The organism is Citrobacter sp. C1, assembly GCF_014596895.2.
Taxonomy (GTDB): domain Bacteria; phylum Pseudomonadota; class Gammaproteobacteria; order Enterobacterales; family Enterobacteriaceae; genus Citrobacter; species Citrobacter gillenii.
Genome location: NZ_CP115035.1, coordinates 2,043,821 through 2,063,416 on the forward strand (window position 1 = coordinate 2,043,821; position 19,596 = coordinate 2,063,416).

Genomic DNA, 19,596 nt, shown 5'->3' on the forward strand with positions numbered 1-19,596 from the left:
TGACATGCTACCGAACGCTCCTCGTATTCCACACGCCATGACGCAACATGGCGACACCCGCGTCGATAATTATTACTGGTTGCGAGATGACACGCGCTCGCAGCCAGAGGTCCTCGATTACCTGCAGCAAGAAAATGCTTATGGTCGCCAGGTTATGGCCTCACAGCAGGCATTACAGGATCGCGTGCTGAAAGAAATTATCGACCGTATTCCCCCGCAGGATGTTTCGGCTCCCTACGTGAAAAACGGTTATCGCTACCGGCATATCTATGAGCCCGGTTGTGAATATGCCATTTACCAGCGTCAGTCTGCGCTCAGCGAAGAGTGGGATGCCTGGGATACGTTGCTGGACGGAAACCAGCGCGCAGCTCACAGCGAGTTTTATACACTGGGCGGTCTGGCAATCTCCCCGGACAACACCATCATGGCGCTGGCTGAGGATTATCTCTCGCGCCGGCAATATGGTGTGCGTTTTCGCAATCTGCAAAGCGGTAACTGGTATCCGGAAGTCCTCGACAACGTCGAGCCTGAACTCGTCTGGGCCAACGACTCGCAAACTTTCTACTACGTGCGTAAGCATGAAACAACGTTACTGCCGTATCAGGTCTGGCGACACACCATCGGTTCGCCGTCATCCGAAGACAGGCTGGTATATGAAGAGGCAGACGATATGTTTTATGTCAGTCTGCACAAAACGACTTCGCAGCATTATGTCGTTATTCATATTGCCAGTGCGACCACCAGTGAGGTTCTGCTGCTTGACGCTGAGCTGGCCGACGCTGAACCGTTGGTTTTTTTACCGCGGCGTAAAGACCATGAGTACAGCCTCGATCACTATCAACACGCGTTTTATCTGCGATCTAACCGACAGGGTAAAAACTTTGGTCTGTATCGTACCCGTGTGCGTGATGAAAAGACCTGGGAAGCGTTAATTCCGCCGCGTGAAAACGTTATGCTGGAAGGGTTTACGCTGTTTACCGATTGGCTGGTGGTGGAAGAACGTCAGCAGGGCTTAACCAGCCTGCGGCAGATCAACCGTAAGACGCGTGAAGTGGTTGGGATTGCCTTTGACGACCCGGCTTATGTCACCTGGCTTGCTTATAATCCCGAACCGGAGACGTCGCGGCTGCGCTATGGATATTCATCCATGACGACACCGGACACGCTATTTGAACTGGATATGGACACCGGAGAGCGACGGGTGCTCAAACAGACGGATGTCCCCGGTTTTGATGCGACAAACTACCGCAGCGAGCATGTGTGGGTAACCGCCCGTGATGGCGTAGAGGTGCCGGTTTCACTGGTGTATCATCAGCGGCATTTCCAAAAAGGGAAAAATCCACTGCTGGTATATGGATATGGTTCGTATGGCGCCAGCATGGATGCTGATTTCAGCAGCAGCCGTTTGAGCCTGCTGGATCGCGGCTTTGTATATGCTATTGCCCACGTCCGTGGCGGTGGCGAGCTGGGGCAGCAGTGGTACGAAGACGGTAAATTCTTGCAGAAGAAAAATACCTTCAACGATTATCTCGACGTCTGTGACGCGCTGCTCAAACTGGGCTACGGAGCGCCTTCACTCTGCTACGGCATGGGAGGAAGCGCGGGTGGAATGCTGATGGGGGTCGCCATTAACGAACGTCCGGAGTTATTTCACGGCATGGTTGCCCAAGTGCCGTTTGTTGACGTAGTCACAACGATGCTGGACGAGTCGATCCCGCTCACCACCGGAGAATTTGAAGAGTGGGGCAACCCGCAGGATGTAGAATATTACGCTTACATGAAAAGCTACAGCCCATACGATAACGTCACCACACAGGCTTATCCGCATCTGCTGGTCACCACCGGGCTTCACGACTCCCAGGTGCAATACTGGGAACCGGCAAAGTGGGTAGCGAAACTGAGGGAGCTGAAAACGGACGACAATCTACTGTTGCTGTGTACGGATATGGACTCCGGTCACGGCGGCAAGTCCGGACGCTTTAAATCTTATGAAGGTGTGGCCCTTGAGTTCGCCTTTTTGATTGGCCTGGCGCAGGGGACGTTGCCCGGCAACGCGGCCGTCTAGGCGTTATCCAGATAGTGCTTCAATGTTAACCGCAGTTCCGGGCTCATACTGTCAAGGTTATTAAACAGCCAGCGCAGATAGCCCGGATCGCGTTCTGCCACCTCGGAAACGGGTTTACCGCGGTATTTACCAAAGGTAAATGTGGTTAACAGCGCAGGGCGACCGGTGATCTCGACCATTTGCTCTGCCGACCAGCCTGAGGTGTTCATGATGTCGATCAGCAGCGCCGCGGTAATGTAGCAATCGTATAGCGCGCGGTGCTGATGCAAACCAACGGGGGTTTGTACGCTCAGCTTGCGGGAATTATACAGCGCCATGTTGCTGTATTTTATCCCCGGCCACAGGCGGCGGGACAGCTTCATCGTGCAAATCCATTCCCCAGGTATGTCCGGCAATACGCGACGGTCGAAACTGGCGTTGTGCGCGACGTACCACTCGCTACCGTAATAATGATGGATGACGTCTTCAATCCACGGTTTATCCGCCACCATGGCTTCCGTAATCCGATGTATCGCCATTGCCTGCGGGCTGATGGGGCGGTCGGGTCGCACCAGGTGGCTCATCGGATTCACAATTTTGCCATCAACCACATCGACAGATGCGATCTCAACAATGCCTCCCTGCAGACCGCAGGTTTCTGTATCTATTATGCGCAGCATGCCATGCTCCTGGCCGAAAACGCCTAGCGTAATGGAATGATATCGCCTTGCCAACCCTGAGAGGTGCGCTTGCCGGTTAAGAGCAGTGAGCCGCTGTCCGCGCGAACAATTAAACGGCCCCGTTCATCCCATAATGCGCTGCTTCCGCGCGCATTGGCCATCAGTACCGCAATGGCGAACTGATGCGAGAAACGTTGCAGACGAGAGGTTGATGAGAGAAGTTCAGATTCGCTGACGCACTGGCAGGTGGTAAACAGTGAAAACGCAGGATCAATATCGATGCCTTCTGGCTGGCTGTCGACAACGCTAATGGTATTTCGCTGTCTGGCAATACAAGCCCCATGGCTCTGGTGGAACATTAAGGGGGCGGTCATCCACGGCGAAAAAAGCGCCATACCTTTCACAAAACGTTCGTTATGTTCAACCGGCAATCCCACAATAATGGTCATGCGATACGTCGCCGCGGCGTGGGCGAGGGGCTGCAACAGAGATTCATCGGGTGGGGCTGGCAGCTCATCGCTTTCATCCATACAACCTAATAGAGAAAGGGAGGGGAAAACCAGCAATTCACATTGGCATTTGGCCGCCGCCCTGATGAATTGCAGGTGATGGGCGACGTGTTCAGTTAGTGAGGTTTGAAGCGGTTCATACTGCGCTGCGGCAATTTTCCAGTGTGACATAATGACTTCCTTTTCATAGTGTCTACAATCATCTCTAAAGTATAGATTAAGAATATACTTATACTGTAGCAGTCATCATGTAAGGAATCGTAACGTATTATAAGGTTTATTTAACTTTCGGCTCGTAAGGTAAACGTGAGAGGGAAACGGACGCTAAACGATGCGCAATTAACCGTTCACGAAACCAGTCTCGCAGGTGTGCGGGTTGCTCACGTTCAACGACTTCGGCAACAACAGGCATGTTATAGCGCTCTTTAAAGGCGACACCAGCTGCGGCCAGGTCAACATTGACCTTATCCATTTCAGATTGTTCGAGTTTGGCCAGATTCATGCGTTTCTCCTTATAGGTATCCCGTAGCGCGCAAAAGTTACTAAGAGTGTGCGCTAATGGCAAGCCTGAATTGATGATTCTCGACTCGTTCATTGTAGAAGGTTATTCTCTACAGATTAGACATAACAAAAAGGAATAGTTGATATGGCTTCATCTGCATCCTCACTTCGCTTTGCTCTCATCGCTCTCGTCTCCACGTTGATTTCTCCTGCCGCACTGGCACATGCACACCTGACGCAACTAAATCCGGCGGCGAATGCGCAGATTACCGCGTCTCCTGAGGCGCTGACCCTGAATTTTTCAGAGGGCGTTGAACCTGCATTCAGCGGTGCAACGCTGACAGGCCCACAGCAGCAGCCGATTAAAACGGGTAAGGCGACGCGTAATGAGCAGGATAAGACGCAACTGATCGTTCCTGTGGAACAATCGCTGGACGCCGGAAAATATACGGTTGACTGGCACGTTGTGTCGGTAGACGGTCACAAAACCAAAGGACACTATACCTTTAGCGTGAAATAAAACGATGCTGGCATTCACCTGGGTTACGCTGCGGTTTATCCATTTCACCTCTTTAATGCTGGTATTTGGCTGTGCGCTGTACGGCGCCTGGTTGGCACCTGTTTCGGTACGACGTTTAATGATGCGCCGTTTTATGCGCCTGCAACGCCATGCCGCGATGTGGAGCTTTATCAGCGCGACGCTGATGCTGGCTGTCCAGGGGGGATTAATGGGGTCTGGCTGGCAGGATGTTTTCTCCGTTGATATATGGGGAGCAGTCCTGCAAACGCAGTTTGGCGGCGTATGGCTGTGGCAAATTATCCTCGCTCTGGTTACGCTGGTGGTGACCCTCATTGTGCCGCGCAGTATGTCACGACTGCTGCTGATGCTGACGATTGCGCAGTGTATTTTATTAGCCGGTGTCGGACATGCGACGCTGCATGACGGCGCAACGCGGGCGGTGCAGCAGCTTAATCACGCTCTGCATCTGGTCTGCGCAGCTGCCTGGTTTGGCGGCTTGCTGCCCGTTCTTTACTGTATGAGAATGGCGCAAGGCCGCTGGCAACAACAGGCGATCGCCACCATGATGCGTTTTTCCCGCTTTGGGCATCTTTTCGTAATTGGCGTCTTGCTTACGGGCATCACCAACGGCCTGTTTATTGTCGGATTATCCTTTCCCTGGCATGCAGCCTATGGGCAACTTCTGTTGTTAAAATGTGTGCTGGTCGCGCTAATGGTGGCGATTGCGCTGGCGAACCGGTATGTTCTCGTACCACGTATGCAGCAGGATAATCGCTGCATGACTCTCTATTTTATTTGGATGACTAAGATTGAATGGGGAATAGGGGCCGTCGTGCTGGCAATCGTCAGCCTGTTTGCAACCCTGGAACCGTTCTGATGGACTGGCAAAACGTATGAAAAAATTGATTATCTCTGTGTTACTGCTGGCAAGTTCAGGAGCTGCATTGGCTGCGCCGCAGGTTATTACCGTCAGTCGCTTTGAGGTTGGCAAAGACAAGTGGGCGTTTAATCGCGAAGAAGTGATGCTGACGTGCCGACCGGGTAATGCGCTGTATGTCATCAACCCCAGCACGCTGGTGCAATACCCGCTGAACGATATTGCCAGACAGCAGGTAGCAAGCGGTAAAACGACCGCCAAACCGATCGACATTATCCAGATTGACGATCCGGCAAAATCTGGCGAAAAAATGAGCCTGGCCCCGTTTATTGAGCGTGCAGAAAAGCTCTGTTAATTGTCAGATGTAGCTTTCTGATTTCCAATAAAAAACCGCAACGTTCTGGCTGCAGAACTTGCGGTTTTTGCATTCTAGCGGGTGACAATCGTCCTTTTTTTCAGGCCACTTTGGTCGCGGACTGGAAAACCTGGCGCTGTCATCTATTCTTAAATGGCAGGGTAACTTAGCCTGCATTAATGCCAACTTTTAGCGCACGGCTCTCTCCCAAGAGCCATTTCCCTGGACCGAATACAGGAATCGTATTCGGTCTCTTTTTATCTATCTGTTTTCATTGGGTTTTTTCGGTGCTTTCACGAAATCCCACGAAAATTACTCGAAATTTCCATATCCTGTCTAAACCATAACATATTCTGCACCGCGTGCGTCCAGGTATTTTTTGGTCATTGTTAAATTTTTATGCCCCAGCAGTCTCTGTGCGAAATCCTCTCCGCGCTCTCTTTCATAGAGTCTGCTCGCCAAGCTCCTGATCTCATGGAACGGGGGAGGGTTGGGGCCAAACTTTAACTCTGTAGAATCCCTGATATCAGAAAATGCTTGGGTGATTCCGTCCGGAGTTAACGGACCTGGCTTCCTGCCACCACGCCTTACCGCAGAATAAAGCATGAAGTCTGACGGGTTGTTTTTACGACAACGGTCGATAACATCCTGCAATACCAAATCAGCAGAGTCCAGTCGCAAATCAAGTGGCAACGCCAATTTGTGACCTGTCTTTTCCTGCGTGACAAACAATCTTCCATCCCTGATATCGCTGAATCTAAACAGCGATACGTCCTCTCTTCTCTGCCCGGTGACCAGCGCCAGGTCACATGCATTTGCAGCCCATCCAGAATGAGCGGTAGCGGCTTCCCTTATTATCTCAAACTGCTCGAGCAAAAGACGCTCACGCTTCACTTTTGGCGTCGGCGTTCTTGTCGGCTCTGCCGGGTTCCTTTCAATATGCCCCTCGACAATTGCCTCCCTGAAAATATCCAACAATACCGAACGCAGGCCGGAGGCCATGCTCTTCTTATCGCAGAGTATGTAACTCTCCAGGAAAGTAGATACATCCTTCGTGCTGACCGACGATAGCGGCATACGTCCGAATTCATCACTGATAGTGGCGATCTGATTGCGCCTGACCTTCATCGTGTTGGGCTTCAATTCTCTTCGCTCAAGAATTACTTCGTAGCGCTCGAGCCACGCTTTCACCGTAAATGTTGGTGTTTCCTTTATACGATCCAGCAGCGCTGACGGAAGGTAATTCTGGTCGATGTAGTTGTTGGCCTCGATGGCCTGAGAAATGGCGTCCTTTCTGTCGATCCGGCCAAGAGATAATTCTTGACCGGTAATCGGGTTTCGCCAGCTATAAAGCCTGTCTCTTTTACGATAGGTCAGGTTACGGGGCAGGTTAGCGTCGTAACGTACTGGCCTTTTCGCCATGAGTCAGTCTCTCCAGTAGAGTGCCGCCAGTTGGCAGCGCTAAGCGTTTTGATTTGGGACGAAGGTTCTTCTTGCTCGGATCCACATAGATGGCGTCAGGCTGAACCTTATATTCTTTGCCGTGAAGTTCCGGAGCAGGGTAAATGCGCCCCTCCCGCGCCCAGCGGCGAAGTGTTGAAAGAGACGGCGGGGTTGAATAAGTCGAATTCGCCCATTCCTGCAGATTAAGAAGCTTGGCCATACTACCTCCGGATCCGGCAACTCATTATAGAGCTGCCGGAAAACTGTTAATGAAATATCGTTATCAAGAAACCTGACCCGGCAGTGCGCGCAGCCGGCGCATACCTGTCATCGCCGTGGCCACGTAGCTGGCCTTGCGGTTCACCACTTCCACCCAGACCTTCACGCCTTCAACTCTCACCGTGTACGTCTCTTTCATCTTGCTTCGGCCATAGTCGCCGTAGCGTTGCTGGTGGGTAGCCAGTGCGATGTCGCATGCCTGGCGCGCTAACGGGGATTGCTGATTGGCACGGTTAATTAGTCGCATGGCTATTTCCTTCGATACGCTTAAACTCGATCACCCACACCCACGGATTCGAATCGAAACTCCCGGCACCATTGGCCTTATCCCACCACGCTTTAAAACCGTGCATTTCCGGGTTCAGACCCACCTGGACGCCAGCGATCGCATAATGCTCTGCATGGTTGAAGGCACGGCCAGCAACGGAATCGCAGTCCTCAAGCATGTCGCCAAGGTTATCCAGGAGGGCCGATTCATCAGCCGCCTGAAGGCGCTCGACGCGCACATCGGTGATCTCCAGCAGAATACGGCTGGCCCAGCGCGGCATGTGGATGGAAGGTTTCCATTTTCCATATGGGGTGCCGCAGTCAGCTGCATACAGAAGAGCTGAACAGCCAACCGGCTCGTCATGATCAGGCACCGCGCTAAACGTCTCACGCACCCAGAGACGATCACCTGGCTTGCCGTGGGGGCTGTTCCTGTAATTTCCCGCCGATAACTCACCAGCCAATTCATTCCCAGATAGTTCGCACATTGCGTCTTTATCAATATGTGGAAACTTCACGGGCCGCCGAACCTGCGTTATGCTTCCATCAAGCAGGGCGCGCACCTGGTACTCGTTGAAAATCATTCCGCGTTCAGTCATTCCAGGCCTCCAGCTCGTTCTGAATCTCTTCGTCAATCTCATCAGTGCTGGCATCTTCATTGAGGTAGCTCAACGCTTCTTTTCTATACTGCGCACGGCGCTCGCCGTACCACGCTGAAAACTCAGGTGACCAACCGCGACCATTACCTTGAAAATCAACCAGAGCGTTGTCCTCAGCCATACGCTCAACCATGCAGTCGGCAGTTGTCAGGGCGCATTCCCGGATGTAACCGCGGAGGTGGTGTTTGCGCCACCAAGGACTTACTTTCGAGTCGCAACGGCCTTTGAACTCAATTTCCCAGCGACGGATGCAGCGTGCGTTTAAAGATTTACTCATATCGTTACCGGGAGGGCGAACCCTCCCGCCTCCCTTAGGCCACGTATTCCGGTTTCATATCTGCCAGGGTGATGCTGAACTGATCGTGCAGCTCGTCGCCCATGTGACGCTTATTGGTTGCCAGCACTCGCTCAACTTCGGCGAATCGTTCTGCTGCGCCCGGTTCATCCGGAGACGGCAGGGAGTTGATCGCGGCCTCAACCTTGTTACGTGAATCAACCAGGTAGTAGCGCTTCACCGCTTTGTTCTTCAGCTCAGTGAACAGGGCAGAACCGAGCGTGACCTTCGCGCTTTCGATATCAGCGCGCAGTGCTTTGGCGCTATCAACATCCTGCGCAGCATCGATGCGTTCGCGGAAATCATCGGCCAGTGAGCCGATATTTACCGATGATTCCTGTGCGCTCTGTGTGGTGGTGACGGTGTCACCTGAGATATCCGCCAGGCTAACGCGTTGCGGCGCTGGGTTAATCTCCTTCTCTGTGCGCTGCTCGACTTCATCCGGGGTATACACGCCGAGAACGACCGCAGGGCAGTACAGTCGCGCCCAGTATTTAAGGGCCAGATATGCGATCTGCTGTTTCGGGTTCGAAATCCACAGTGGAGAGTTACGTGTAATCACGCTGGAGAGGAATACCGGTTCGCCCCAGGTAATCTCGCTTTCGCCGCGAATGACGGCGCCCACACGAACCGACAAACCTTGCTCATCGGCGCTGTTCCAGCCCCGTACCATTTCTTTCTTGTCGTAAGTCCCACCGCCTTTTGCAGGCTTCTTCACGATCTCTTCGCGGCTGCTGGCGCATTTCGACCAGTCGCCTTCGTACTCATAGTGAAAGCGGCCAACGATGGCGTTAGAGCTGGAGATCACCGCGTTTACCAACTGAGCTTCATAGCCCAGCACACCGTTGACCAGGTGAGTTTTCTGCGCCACTGCGTAAGGGTTCATGCCCCATTGCATGGCCTGCATGATGATTGCCATGCAGTCGGCAGGATTCCCGCGAAGATGCTCGGGAACCGTGACGGCAGCCTGTGCCATCAGGCCCGCCACCGACTGAAGCTGAGTTAATGCCTGAACGTTAAAAATGGCGTTGCTGGCAGAAATAGTGTTCGGAGCCTGTTGCTCTGCAGTTACGATATTCATGTTTTCCATCATCGTTCCCCTTATGCCTGAGTACGCAGCGCTTCAAGGCGGCGCAGGTCGAAGTCGTTCAGTTCGTCGGTGTAATCAGCTGTGATCGGCGCTGGCCATTCGCCAGTGTCAAAGCCGGTAGCGATAGCGCGCATTGATTTACGGTACTCAAGCATGCCCAGCTCCAGCAGTTCGGCGGATGCCTCGATGATGGCGATCCAGTGGTAGTTCTCGTCTTTGTTGACGAAAATCCAGAAGAACTGGTCCAGTGCTGCGGTCTCGCAATACATGGCGGCGCTCAGGTGATAGTCACGGTCGATGATTTCCCGGTGCAGTTTGGCGCGAAGGCCTTCCTGCTTAACGTTCCACATGCTGATGGTTTTCAGGTCGGCACCAATGCGCACGCCGTCCAGGTCGATTTCCAGATCCGGGCGCACGCGGACTTCAAGCCCGGTCTCTTCGTCGATACCGAAGTAGCTCGTTTCGACGGCGCGATCAGGGTGCAACAGCAGCTTCCCGGCGGTCGGGTGAGAGTGCAGGGCTTTCTGAATGGCCAGTGCTGTTTCCATCTGCTGGTGGGTGACCAAAATCTTGTCGTCCGGGTTCTCGCGCCACGCATCGAGCAGTTCGTCAGCGAATACGGCATCCGGGTTAACGGATTTCACAGCCTGGATCAGGTCCGCTTTGGTACCGGACACTTTCAGCGGCGCAGGTTTCTGCGCTTCCTGTGCGACCAGGTCAGGGTTGATGATTGCCAGTTGCTCGAGCAGAGCGTCACGGCTGCCGCTGGTTTTCACCTGTACGGGCAGGGTGGCGTTGTACTCTTTGATGCAGGCCTTCATTGCGGCAGCGGTCTGCTTCTGGTCTGCCTCGATACGTTGATATTCCGCCGGCAGCGTCATATAGTTCTGAGCTGTTTCACCCAGGTCGGCACCCAGTGACACCTGCGCGGGCAGGGTGGCGTTGTACTCCTCAATGAATCGCTTGATGTCATCTGCACTGAGCAGCACTGGCAGGCCGAGATTGTATTCATCGATAAAGGCGCGAATGGTCGCCGCGGTGGTGAATGCCCCTTCCGGGATCACCGGCTCAACGCTGAATTCCTCATCGAGGTTTTCAGGCTGCAGCGCCAGGCCATGCACCAGGTTGCCCATATCCAGCACCTTAGAACCTTCGCGGGGGATGGTTTTAGCAACGTGGCGGGCGTTGAAGTACATCAGGCTGACGCGTGCATCTTTCACCTGTGTGCTGCTGATGCCGTTGGCGCCGTGATAGACGTTATTCGGCAGACCTTCATAGCGGCCAGGCTCGAAGTAGGCTGGATACACAACAGCCGGTTCTTCAGATTGCGCTTCTGGCTCGGTTTGCGCAGCAACTGGTTCGGTTTGGTTTACAGAATCGCTATTTTGTACGACAGAGTCCGCATTCTGGTTTACATCGGCTTGCTGGCCGGTATGTGACTCTTCACCAGTTTCCAGACCGCTTTCGCCTGACTGCACTTCATCACCAGCCTGTTCTTCATCACTGACAGTTTCTTCCATCTGCACATCGCTGGTGGTTTCCTCATTAAGTGGTGAACGGTCATCTGTTTTTGGTTGTTGATCACCCATTAAGCCTTCAATGGAGAATACGCCGTTGCCCATGTTGGCGATTTGTGGCTGTTCGTCAGCGACCTGCTTATTAATTTCGTTTTCCCAGCTGACGTCCGGCGCATGACCAGCATCAGCCAGCGTTTCTTCTGAGGGATTTGAGTGGTCATTTTCGGTTAGATTGGCATTGATATATGCTCGCAACCGCCCAGGAAAGTTAACCAATTCGGATGATGTGCCCCGGATGAGTGCAAAGATGGCTGCGCGTGAATAGTCCAGGATGCCAGCTGTCTTGCGCAGCGCTTCAGACCATTCGCTGAACGGACTTTCTTTCTTGCTGACAATCTCTTTAGCGCGACGGTAGACCCCACCAGGAATGTCGTAGATATTGAAATCCATTGGCAAGGTGGCCAGCGCAATTTCAACATCCAGCGTGTCCAGTGTGTGGACGTAGTCGGTATTACGATCGGTCTTATTTCCACCGACTGCATTGGTTTTGACGTCAGCGCATTGAATCTGCGCAACACGGTTGCCTTTCTGCCATTCCTTGACCAGCAGGCCGCGATCAATATGTTCGGTGTTGAACCAGATCCTGATGAACCGCATAACAAGAGACAGTTCAGTCCGTTTCCCTTCAACCGGGAAGACGGTTTTCAGTGCGGCTACAACCCGGGAGATGTCAATCTCAGCAGCATTCTTGAAAAACTCCACGTTTTCAGCAGCAAGCAGCAGGTTCTGGACGTAGCTGTTATCCACGTCCAGCTCGAGTCCCTGAATAATTTTCTTTTGCTCAGCATCGATGTGATAAGCGTATTCGTCAGAGATGAACTGAGCCAAAAGACGCTGGCGCAAGGGTAGGGTGGCGACGACGATCAGGTTCGGGTGCTCTGACTGCTGAGACTCTTCTTCATGGCCTGCTTCACCATCAACGACATTATCATCAGCCTGGTGGTTTTCTTCCTGCACCACATCATCAGCTTTCAATTTCACATTCCAGGTGCGCTGGTCTTCGGCCAGTTCGTAACGTTCGCACCAGGTGAAATCAACTTCGCCTTCTTCTGGCAGGTCGTTGTACACCGGGAAATCAGTGCGAATCGGTTTGGCGTAGTCCTTACCACGGCCGGTTTCGATGCCAGCATCTTCCAGTGCAACATCCAGCTGCAGGTTGGCGCGAGCCTCGGTTTTAGCAGTGAACCAGACCACTGCATCTTGCTTTCCGGATTTCTGAGTGGCTTTAACCACATTAAAGAATTCCATGTGAGATCCTCATTTTTGGGTGTTAGAATCCCCGGACCATTGATAGCGCCCATTGGGTTAACTTTGGTTTTGATGTTGTTTCCGGTGTAACTTTGGTCGGTGCCACCGGACGTAGATCCCGCCTTGCGCGGGGTGTACGTTAGCCTTCGTGAGCCATCTGGTCGTGCGAAGCGCAACGTCTGGAACAGTACTCTTTCTCTTTGCGCGCCAGCAGTGAGCCGTTGCGATAGAGAAGGGTGCTTTTGATTACTTCTTCCGGTTTAACCGGCTTGCTGCAGTAACCGCATTTCTTGTCTTGCATGACACTCTCCGTTAATGGCTGAGGCCATTCCCCAGACCGTTCAGATAAACTTCAACCAGCAAATCCCTGGTGTAAGTCATCTCAACGCCGCGATGCAGATACAAACGACCACGAGCATTAGCTGATGCCGTCCAGGTTGAATCCTTGTGTTTGACGAGCATTCCAGGCTGAACTGCGCCGCGGTTTACCGTCTGTGTACCGTAGTGCTGATGAACCATGATGTTCTCCACTATTGCTGAGTGAACTTCGCTGGTGGTGCCGTGGTGCTGATCTTCACAGTTGAGCGATTTAACTCTGCAGTTCACCACCGCGAAGCTCACTTCTGTTTTGCCCTTGTCGCCAGGCTGGCGGAACGTTTCTTGAACCTGACAACGATGCGCTTGTTGTCGATGGAAGTAATACTGCAACATAAAGTTTCATATGTAAAGGCGTAGAAAGCAAAACTTTCAAAAAAGGGCAAAAAAAAGCGCCCTGATAGGCGCTGTGTTGTTTCATTGAAATCCTAAGCTATGGTTTAGAGCTGTTGATAATGTCGTAAACGTCGCTTTTTAAGAGCTCGATTTCATGAAGAACTGTTTTGGTGTGAAGAATAAGCCGAAGCTTTTCAGCCTCAGGAAGCTGATTAAAGAGCGAAAGGAGAGCCTGTTCTTTCTCATCAAGCTCTACGGCAGGTAGTCCCTGTACGTGGACTTCTGCACCTTCTTGATCCGAGTCCATAAAGAACCAATGTTCAGGTTTTCCCGTTACAGCAGCAAGCCTCTTTAACCGCTCTCCACTGGCTACGTTCCTTCCCTTTGCCCAATTTTGAACAGCCGTATGCGAAAGCATGACTTTTTTGGCGAGCTCAGATTTCGTCCAGCCATTTTCAGCCATAACTTGTTGAATTCTTCTAGCGAAGGTCGGGAAAGTTATTTCATTCATACGCACATTTTACAACCTAAGGTTTCAATCAGCATTAAAACAATATCTTTCGCGATGTTGAAACATAAACTTTCGTCATGTATGCTTTGATCCATCATTGAAGGAGAGCACATGAACAAAGAAACCCAAGAAAAAATAAGCAAAGCGGCATCGCGGACTCGTATTGGTAAGCACTTCGGCATTAGCAGTCAGGCTGTCGGCAAATGGATCTATGCGAACGGGGTGCCACAAAAGAGGATTATCCCTCTGTGTCAGTTCCTCAATTGGAAAGTGACCCCACATGAAATCGATCCGAGTGCATATCCAAACCCAACAGATGGTCTACCACGTTAGGAGGCTTAACCATGCAGACACTTACTTATCAGAATGATAGCGACCTTCTTCAAGGAGTAATGATAAATCGCGCTCAAGCACGTAGGGGGCCGAGCCATGAAGATATTCGTGATGCGGTTCGCTCCTGGGCTGGAGCTGATGGTCAGGACGTAGTCACGGCTCTGATCATCGAAGAGTACCAGGCGCAGGGTGGTGATGACATCACTTTCCCTGACGATCTCTGCCGAAAGCGCCAGAAGCTGTTTCGCTTCCTGGACAATCATTTCAACAGCGAGCGGTACCGCGAGAACGTTCGCCAGCTGACTCCCGCAATCCTCGCAGTTCTGCCGATTGTGTACCGCAGTCGCCTGCTGCCAGAAGACAACATCATGGCTCGCCTGGCGCGTATGGAGAAGGAAACCAGCGAAGCGAAGATAGCTGTCGCAATGGATGCACCGCGTCATCAGAAACTGAAAGAGCTGAGCGAGGGGATCGTGGAGATGTACCGCGTTGACCCTGGCTTAACCGGTCCGCTGATGGAGATGGTGCAGTTGATGCTGGGGGTTGTATGACGGGTTCAAAAATGGCGAAAGCCGCGGTGCTACAACACCAACGGCTTTCAGGTGCAAAAACTGAGCGTAATTGCGGAGAACAGTATGTCAAATACTGCTGAAATATTCAAATTCCCCACACAGCAGGGGAAACAGGAGAGCAGCATGGCTGATCTGGAGAAAGGCTATTTGCGCCTGGCCAACCAGATTCAGGATGCCCTGTGTATCGTCGAACTATCCGGGCGCGAGTTCCGGGTGCTGAATGCTATCGTTCGTCTGACCTATGGCTGGTCTAAGAGTTCTGACCGCATCGCCAATAGCCTCATTGCAGATAAAACGACGCTGAAGGTGAAGCACGTCTCTGAGGCCGTGTTGAGCCTTGCCTATCGGAACATCATCATCCTGCGCCGCATTGGGCAAACCAGATACATAGGGATTAACACCAGCCTGGATAAATGGGCGTATACCAAGCCAAATTGCATGAAGTGTCCAGCGGTGTTTCCTACTGCTGAAGTTGTCACATGGGTTATTACCATCCCTGAATTCAGGGATGGTAATTTTACCCATTCAACCATCCCTGAAAACGGGGATAACCATCCCCAAAAACAGGGAGAGGTATCCCTGAAAACAGGGAACACCAAAGACATTCTTCCAAATACAAATATAAATACAGATCTAACCCCCTCTAATCCCCCAAAGGGGAAGGGTAAGTTTGACCCGCTGACAATTCTCGTTCCTGAGTGGCTTGATTCTGTGTCCTGGGGTGAGTGGGTTTCCTATCGCCAGCAGTCTGGCAAAGCCATCAAGACCGAACTGACGGTCACCAAAGCGTTCAAGTTGCTGAAGGCATGCCTGGACGAAGGGCATGATCCGGTTGATGTGATTAACACCAGTATCGCCAACGGGTACCAGGGACTGTTCAAACCGAAGTTCGCTCTCAACGACCGCAAAACGGGAAGGGATGTGAACCGCATTTCTGAGCCAGATAAAACCATCCCAACCGGATTCAGGGGGTAACGGTGAAAAATATTGTTAATTCCGGCAACGCTCTTGAGCGCCTGAAGAAACTCATTCCGCCAGGCGTACAGCCGAAGTTCACCAGCGCAGCAGAACTGCTGGCGTGGCAGCGTGAAGAAGGCCTGAAACATTGCGAAGAGCTGGGAAAGCGGAATCAGAAAGCGCGCACAGAGAAAATCTTCGGTCGATCTGGCATCCAGAGTCTGCACCGCAGCTGCACGTTCGCCAACTACGAAGTATCCGGAGAGCAACAGCGAAAGGCCTACACCATGGCGAAAAGCTACGCGCAGAACTTTGGGGCTGGCTTTGCGAGCTTCGTGTTCAGTGGCGGGCCTGGTACCGGTAAAAACCATCTGGCAGCAGCGATCGGAAATCATCTCCTGTCCGGTGGCCAATCAGTGCTGGTGGTGACAATCCCTGACCTGATGCTGCGCGTTCGCGAGTGCTACGACGGTGGTCAGTCAGAGGCTTCACTTCTGGACGACCTCTGCAAAGTCGATCTGCTGGTGCTGGATGAAGTCGGTATTCAGCGCGGTAGCAACGGGGAGAAAGTCATCCTGAATCAGGTTATCGACCGTCGCCTGTCATCGATGCGCCCGGTTGGCGTTCTGACGAATCTGAACCATGACGAACTTCTCGGCGCATTGGGTGCGCGAGTTATCGATCGCCTCCAGATGGATGGCGGGATGTGGGTGAACTTTGACTGGGGCAGCTATCGCAAGAACGTTAGCCATCTCCGGAACGTTAAATAACCTCGAAGGAAAATCACTATGGCAAGCAAATCACTGTGGGCAATCGTCGATTTCCTTCGGGTTAACCAGACCGTAACGCCGCGTCAGGTTCAGAACCTTCTGGGATGCGACTGCAAGAAGGCACACAACCTGCTGCTTCACCTGGTACGCAGAGCGGTAGTAATCCGCACTGGCGAGCCGCATCGCCCGGTCTATTCACTTCAGCCCGGCGGGGAGCTGAACATCAAGCAGCTCAAATCGAACATGAGCAAAAACATGGTCACATCAGTATGCCGTACAAGTCCGGCTATGCAGCGTGTACTGGCGTTTTACGGGAGGGCGGGATTATGAGCGAAGTTAAAAGATTGGAGTGGGAAGCATGTGATGCTCACAACTGCCATTGCGACATCGTGGAAAGCAAAGATGGCGACATGGTTAATTACGAAGACTATGTAGCGCTTGAGAAAAAACTCACAGACATGGCAGTACAGCTCGCTAACGCCGAGAGCAAGTGCAGGGAGTTGGCTTCGGAGAATGCGGGGCTGAATGACAAAATGAATAAGCTCGCAACCTGGCCTGGCATCGAGTTTTATTCTTCCGCGTGGGAATTCTGCAACCTTGACGGAAACGATGCGCTTGAGTTTATGTGCGACGTCAAAACCCCATCCACCGACGCTTTCCTGGCTGAGGTGCGTGCGCAGGGTGTGGAAATGTTTGGAGAACACGTTAAGGAATACAACCACAGTGCTGGATGGCAGTCAAAACACTTTGCCGCCCAGCTTCGCAAAGGTGGTGAGGCATGAACAACTCTATCGACGCGCACCTGACCGATGAGGTGATCAATGCCGCTTTCGAGAATACCAACTTCGGACGCACTGATTTCCGCGCCATCCTGGCTGAGACAGTAATGAAACGTGCCGCCGGATATCACTCAGGATGGACTGCGACCACTATCTGCACACGTCTTAAGTTGCTTGGCAAGCAAGAGCGACCGACAAAACTCGGCCTGACGTTCGCCTTCCATCACTACTACAAGCCATGTGTGCGTAACGCGCTGATGCCACTTCAAGGATCTGCACAATGACAGCACTCAACAAACAGGCGCTGCGTAAGCTGGCAAAAGCATTATCCGGTAAGGAGTGGGTTGCCTTCGCCCATAAGGCATCTGGTACGTATGCAGTAGGTTCGTTAGGTCATGAGCGTGGCGAAGACATTATCAAATGGCCTGGCCTTGATGGTCAGGACAATGCAGAAAATAAAGCAAAATTCATCGCCGCAGCTAACCCTGCCGCTGTTCTGGCGCTGCTGGATGAGCTGGAAGAAAAAGACGATGCGCTGAAATCATCAGGGAAAAGGGAGTCGGCGGCACGCCGCAGAATTGATGAATTACTAGCTGAAAATGAAGTCGCAGAGAAGCGCATAGCAGAACTGGAGGAGAGGACGGTGAAACTTCCAACCGGCACTGAAGTTAATGGATTTCATATGCTGATTGAAGAAGAAGTAATAGCTCGACTGAGAGAGTCTGGAGTTAACCCAATTGTTGTCCGCGCCGCTGGCATTGGCGTGAAGGGAGAGTGAGCATGGCTGACAAATCTCCTTTAGAGCGTTTGCAGGCGGCAAACAACGAGAATCGGCAAATGGTCATGGTGAGTGTCGGAACGCTCAAAGCCGCACGCAGAGAAATTCTGGCCCACGTTGCCGTAAACGGGAAAGGCGTGATGACAGATATCGTTCTTAATCAAATTAACGCAGTTATCGGGAAGGACTAACCCATGACAACTAACCACCCGGCGCACGGTCCTGTATCACTCGATCGCCTGCACCAGATACGCGAAATACTCAGCAAAGCATCAGCACAAAGCGACGGCGGTAATCTCGGCTACGCAATGGCTGATGCTGTGAAGGTGATTGATATAGTGCTTGAACCGAAGAATGCGGGGTCGGAATGAACAAATAGGTTATGAATTGAATGAGTTGTCCATAGAATGAAAAACCATCTTATCACGATGGTTTTTTTATTACTTATGCGATAGAAATAGGGAGTATAAGTTATTTACCTGAACAGATAATCGAGTTAATCAAGTGACAACAAATAATCGACACGGACTTTCTCGGCGAGTGCCTGCAGAGGTTAAACGAGTTATTAGGCAGAGATGTGGATTTGGCTGTGTGATCTGTGGCTTCGGATTTTATGAGTACGAGCACTTCGATCCAGACTTTGCTGATGCTACCGAACACAACCCTAATGGAATGACATTATTATGTTCTCAATGTAATCAGAAACGAGCTAGGGGCAGACTGTCCGCTGAAAAGGTTGCGTCAGCTAATGCTCATCCTAAGTGCCTTGAACAAGGGTTTGCGAATGAGCTTTTTGATTTTCATAGCGAACCATTGGAAATAGTTTTTGGTGGATTAACGTTCTACAACTGCGAGCACCTTATAGTAGTAAATGATCGGCCTATCTTGTCTGTTCAGTCATCTCCTGAAACAAACTCTCCAATGTTACTCTCGGGAGTATTCTGCGATGTACTTGGAAGGGAGATGTTAAGGATCCATGAGAATGAATGGTCTGTTAATTCAGATAATTGGGATGTGGACTGTGAGGGGCCGAGAATAACCATTAGAAGTGCTCCCCGTCAGATTGCCCTTGTTTTGAAAATGAATCCCCCGAGGGGAATAATTGTAGAGCGATTAGACATGACTTTTGAGGGGGTAAGATTTATAGGGGATGAAAAGAACCTACAATTTACGATGGATGGGAGAAACTGGAATAAGTGGTCAGGAGGGGCGATCAGAAACGGCTTTGTAGGTATATTCATTGAGAGCAGATCTAAGGTAGCAAACGATCCTGTATATTTATTATAAATAACTTTCTATTTGTTAATGCTACAACCACATGAGCTTTACTGTGCTCAGGACTCCCCGGATTGGTACATCATCGATCAGGACTATCGGGGCAGAAGTACGCGAAAGACAAGCAGGTCGCACGCTGCGGTAATGCGGTCCCTCCGCCGTTTGCTGAGGCGCTGGTGAAAGCTAATTTGCCTGAACTTTGTCAGTCGAAACAAATAGCAGCCTGACCTATAATCCCTCTCAATGTATCGAGGGGGTTCATCATGTCTGGTCATAACATCGCAGAAAAATCAAAAGACGAGCAGGACAAGGTTAACGTTGATCTGGCGGCCAGCGGCGTTGCGTACAAAGAGCGTATGAACATGCCGGTTATCGCTGAGCAGGTTGCACGCGAACAGCCAGAGCATCTTCGTGAATACTTCATGGAGCGCGTTCGCTACTACCGCGAGCAGAGCCTGACACTGCCAAGGGCGTCCGATCCGCGCTATCTGGATATGGCGTCGCAGAACGAGAAGAAGTAAGTGGGC

29 protein-coding genes and 1 pseudogene are annotated in these 19,596 nt (G+C 51.8%); 17 read left to right on the top strand and 13 right to left on the bottom strand.

The window, feature by feature from the left end:
• The first annotated feature begins 4 nt into the window (after positions 1-4).
• Entirely contained in the window at positions 5-2,065 is a 2,061-nt protein-coding gene (gene ptrB / locus IB214_RS09795; protein ID WP_117343340.1) for an oligopeptidase B, read from the top strand.
• Here ptrB and exoX read toward each other — a convergent pair.
• From exoX to IB214_RS09810, 3 genes are all read right to left on the bottom strand, one after another.
• A complete protein-coding gene (gene exoX, locus IB214_RS09800) occupies positions 2,062-2,724 on the bottom strand; it encodes an exodeoxyribonuclease X (RefSeq protein ID WP_117343341.1) in 663 nt (220 codons plus the stop codon). The two genes, ptrB and exoX, sit on opposite strands and share 4 nt — an antisense overlap.
• 23 nt (positions 2,725-2,747) lie before the next feature.
• On the bottom strand, positions 2,748-3,404 hold the full coding sequence (locus IB214_RS09805; RefSeq protein ID WP_115258187.1) for a carbon-nitrogen hydrolase family protein: 657 nt from the start codon (positions 3,402-3,404) through the stop codon (positions 2,748-2,750).
• Between the two features lie 106 nt (positions 3,405-3,510).
• Positions 3,511-3,735, bottom strand: a complete 225-nt coding sequence (locus tag IB214_RS09810) for a DNA polymerase III subunit theta (protein WP_096756688.1) — start codon at positions 3,733-3,735, stop codon at positions 3,511-3,513.
• A 144-nt stretch (positions 3,736-3,879) separates the two neighbouring features.
• Here IB214_RS09810 and yobA point away from each other — a divergent pair, with 144 nt between their 5' ends.
• From yobA to IB214_RS09825, 3 genes are read left to right on the top strand one after another with little or no spacing between them, the layout of a single operon-like run.
• Positions 3,880-4,254, top strand: a complete 375-nt coding sequence (yobA, locus tag IB214_RS09815) for a CopC domain-containing protein YobA (protein WP_115258189.1) — start codon at positions 3,880-3,882, stop codon at positions 4,252-4,254.
• 4 nt (positions 4,255-4,258) lie between these two features.
• A complete protein-coding gene (gene copD, locus IB214_RS09820; RefSeq protein WP_115258190.1) occupies positions 4,259-5,131 on the top strand; it encodes a copper homeostasis membrane protein CopD in 873 nt (290 codons plus the stop codon).
• Between the two features lie 16 nt (positions 5,132-5,147).
• Positions 5,148-5,486 (top strand): YebY family protein, encoded by a 339-nt coding sequence (locus tag IB214_RS09825; protein ID WP_115258191.1) that lies wholly within the window; start codon positions 5,148-5,150, stop codon positions 5,484-5,486.
• A 336-nt stretch (positions 5,487-5,822) separates the two neighbouring features.
• Here IB214_RS09825 and IB214_RS09830 read toward each other — a convergent pair whose 3' ends face one another.
• From IB214_RS09830 to IB214_RS09875, 10 genes are all read right to left on the bottom strand, one after another.
• Positions 5,823-6,908, bottom strand: coding sequence for a tyrosine-type recombinase/integrase (locus IB214_RS09830; protein WP_117343343.1), 1,086 nt, complete (start codon positions 6,906-6,908; stop codon positions 5,823-5,825).
• Complete coding sequence (locus IB214_RS09835; protein WP_032170291.1) at positions 6,877-7,149, bottom strand: excisionase; 273 nt, start codon at positions 7,147-7,149, stop codon at positions 6,877-6,879. The genes IB214_RS09830 and IB214_RS09835 overlap by 32 nt, the downstream gene beginning before the upstream one ends.
• A gap of 63 nt (positions 7,150-7,212) precedes the next feature.
• Entirely contained in the window at positions 7,213-7,455 is a 243-nt protein-coding gene (locus IB214_RS09840; protein WP_117343344.1) for a DUF4060 family protein, read from the bottom strand.
• Complete coding sequence (locus tag IB214_RS09845) at positions 7,442-8,074, bottom strand: hypothetical protein (RefSeq protein ID WP_117343345.1); 633 nt, start codon at positions 8,072-8,074, stop codon at positions 7,442-7,444. Before IB214_RS09845 ends, IB214_RS09840 begins: the two co-directional genes overlap by 14 nt.
• Positions 8,067-8,411, bottom strand: a complete 345-nt coding sequence (locus tag IB214_RS09850) for a hypothetical protein (protein WP_117343346.1) — start codon at positions 8,409-8,411, stop codon at positions 8,067-8,069. The genes IB214_RS09845 and IB214_RS09850 overlap by 8 nt, the downstream gene beginning before the upstream one ends.
• A gap of 34 nt (positions 8,412-8,445) precedes the next feature.
• Positions 8,446-9,558: a RecT family recombinase gene (locus IB214_RS09855; RefSeq protein WP_117343347.1), complete on the bottom strand. Its 1,113-nt coding sequence runs from the start codon at positions 9,556-9,558 to the stop codon at positions 8,446-8,448.
• An 11-nt stretch (positions 9,559-9,569) separates the two neighbouring features.
• Positions 9,570-12,383 (bottom strand): RecE family exodeoxyribonuclease, encoded by a 2,814-nt coding sequence (locus IB214_RS09860; RefSeq protein ID WP_117343348.1) that lies wholly within the window; start codon positions 12,381-12,383, stop codon positions 9,570-9,572.
• Positions 12,384-12,522: 139 nt separating this feature from the next.
• On the bottom strand, positions 12,523-12,684 hold the full coding sequence (locus IB214_RS09865) for a YdaE family protein (RefSeq protein WP_057064861.1): 162 nt from the start codon (positions 12,682-12,684) through the stop codon (positions 12,523-12,525).
• 11 nt (positions 12,685-12,695) lie between these two features.
• Positions 12,696-12,902 carry a hypothetical protein gene (locus tag IB214_RS09870; RefSeq protein ID WP_016156718.1) on the bottom strand — a complete coding sequence of 69 codons (207 nt, stop codon included), beginning with the start codon at positions 12,900-12,902 and terminating at the stop codon, positions 12,696-12,698.
• 289 nt (positions 12,903-13,191) lie between these two features.
• Positions 13,192-13,605, bottom strand: a complete 414-nt coding sequence (locus IB214_RS09875; protein ID WP_164496621.1) for a helix-turn-helix domain-containing protein — start codon at positions 13,603-13,605, stop codon at positions 13,192-13,194.
• A 111-nt stretch (positions 13,606-13,716) separates the two neighbouring features.
• On the opposite strand from IB214_RS09875, the gene IB214_RS09880 reads away from it, so the two are divergent.
• From IB214_RS09880 to IB214_RS09940, 13 genes and pseudogenes are all read left to right on the top strand, one after another.
• Complete coding sequence (locus IB214_RS09880) at positions 13,717-13,938, top strand: YdaS family helix-turn-helix protein (RefSeq protein ID WP_117343350.1); 222 nt, start codon at positions 13,717-13,719, stop codon at positions 13,936-13,938.
• Between the two features lie 11 nt (positions 13,939-13,949).
• On the top strand, positions 13,950-14,489 hold the full coding sequence (locus IB214_RS09885) for a toxin YdaT domain-containing protein (RefSeq protein ID WP_117343351.1): 540 nt from the start codon (positions 13,950-13,952) through the stop codon (positions 14,487-14,489).
• A gap of 84 nt (positions 14,490-14,573) precedes the next feature.
• Positions 14,574-15,485 (top strand): replication protein, encoded by a 912-nt coding sequence (locus IB214_RS09890; RefSeq protein WP_117343352.1) that lies wholly within the window; start codon positions 14,574-14,576, stop codon positions 15,483-15,485.
• 2 nt (positions 15,486-15,487) lie between these two features.
• The gene (locus tag IB214_RS09895) at positions 15,488-16,237 is read left to right on the top strand and encodes an ATP-binding protein (protein WP_117343353.1); all 750 of its coding nucleotides are present in this window, start codon (positions 15,488-15,490) and stop codon (positions 16,235-16,237) included.
• 18 nt (positions 16,238-16,255) lie between these two features.
• Positions 16,256-16,567, top strand: a complete 312-nt coding sequence (locus IB214_RS09900; protein WP_117343354.1) for a hypothetical protein — start codon at positions 16,256-16,258, stop codon at positions 16,565-16,567.
• The gene (locus IB214_RS09905) at positions 16,564-17,019 is read left to right on the top strand and encodes a hypothetical protein (protein WP_223240382.1); all 456 of its coding nucleotides are present in this window, start codon (positions 16,564-16,566) and stop codon (positions 17,017-17,019) included. Before IB214_RS09900 ends, IB214_RS09905 begins: the two co-directional genes overlap by 4 nt.
• Positions 17,016-17,300 (top strand): hypothetical protein, encoded by a 285-nt coding sequence (locus tag IB214_RS09910; protein ID WP_208642065.1) that lies wholly within the window; start codon positions 17,016-17,018, stop codon positions 17,298-17,300. Before IB214_RS09905 ends, IB214_RS09910 begins: the two co-directional genes overlap by 4 nt.
• Entirely contained in the window at positions 17,297-17,794 is a 498-nt protein-coding gene (locus IB214_RS09915) for an ead/Ea22-like family protein (protein WP_188249413.1), read from the top strand. Before IB214_RS09910 ends, IB214_RS09915 begins: the two co-directional genes overlap by 4 nt.
• 2 nt (positions 17,795-17,796) lie before the next feature.
• The gene (locus IB214_RS09920) at positions 17,797-17,985 is read left to right on the top strand and encodes a hypothetical protein (protein WP_117343355.1); all 189 of its coding nucleotides are present in this window, start codon (positions 17,797-17,799) and stop codon (positions 17,983-17,985) included.
• Between the two features lie 3 nt (positions 17,986-17,988).
• Entirely contained in the window at positions 17,989-18,165 is a 177-nt protein-coding gene (locus tag IB214_RS09925) for a hypothetical protein (RefSeq protein ID WP_223240390.1), read from the top strand.
• A 169-nt stretch (positions 18,166-18,334) separates the two neighbouring features.
• Positions 18,335-19,081, top strand: a complete 747-nt coding sequence (locus tag IB214_RS09930; RefSeq protein WP_223240383.1) for a hypothetical protein — start codon at positions 18,335-18,337, stop codon at positions 19,079-19,081.
• Positions 19,082-19,099: 18 nt separating this feature from the next.
• Positions 19,100-19,296: pseudogene (locus IB214_RS09935) on the top strand (DNA cytosine methyltransferase); the annotation flags it as partial.
• 36 nt (positions 19,297-19,332) lie between these two features.
• Positions 19,333-19,590: a DNA polymerase III subunit theta gene (locus IB214_RS09940; RefSeq protein WP_117343357.1), complete on the top strand. Its 258-nt coding sequence runs from the start codon at positions 19,333-19,335 to the stop codon at positions 19,588-19,590.
• Positions 19,591-19,596 lie beyond the last annotated feature (6 nt).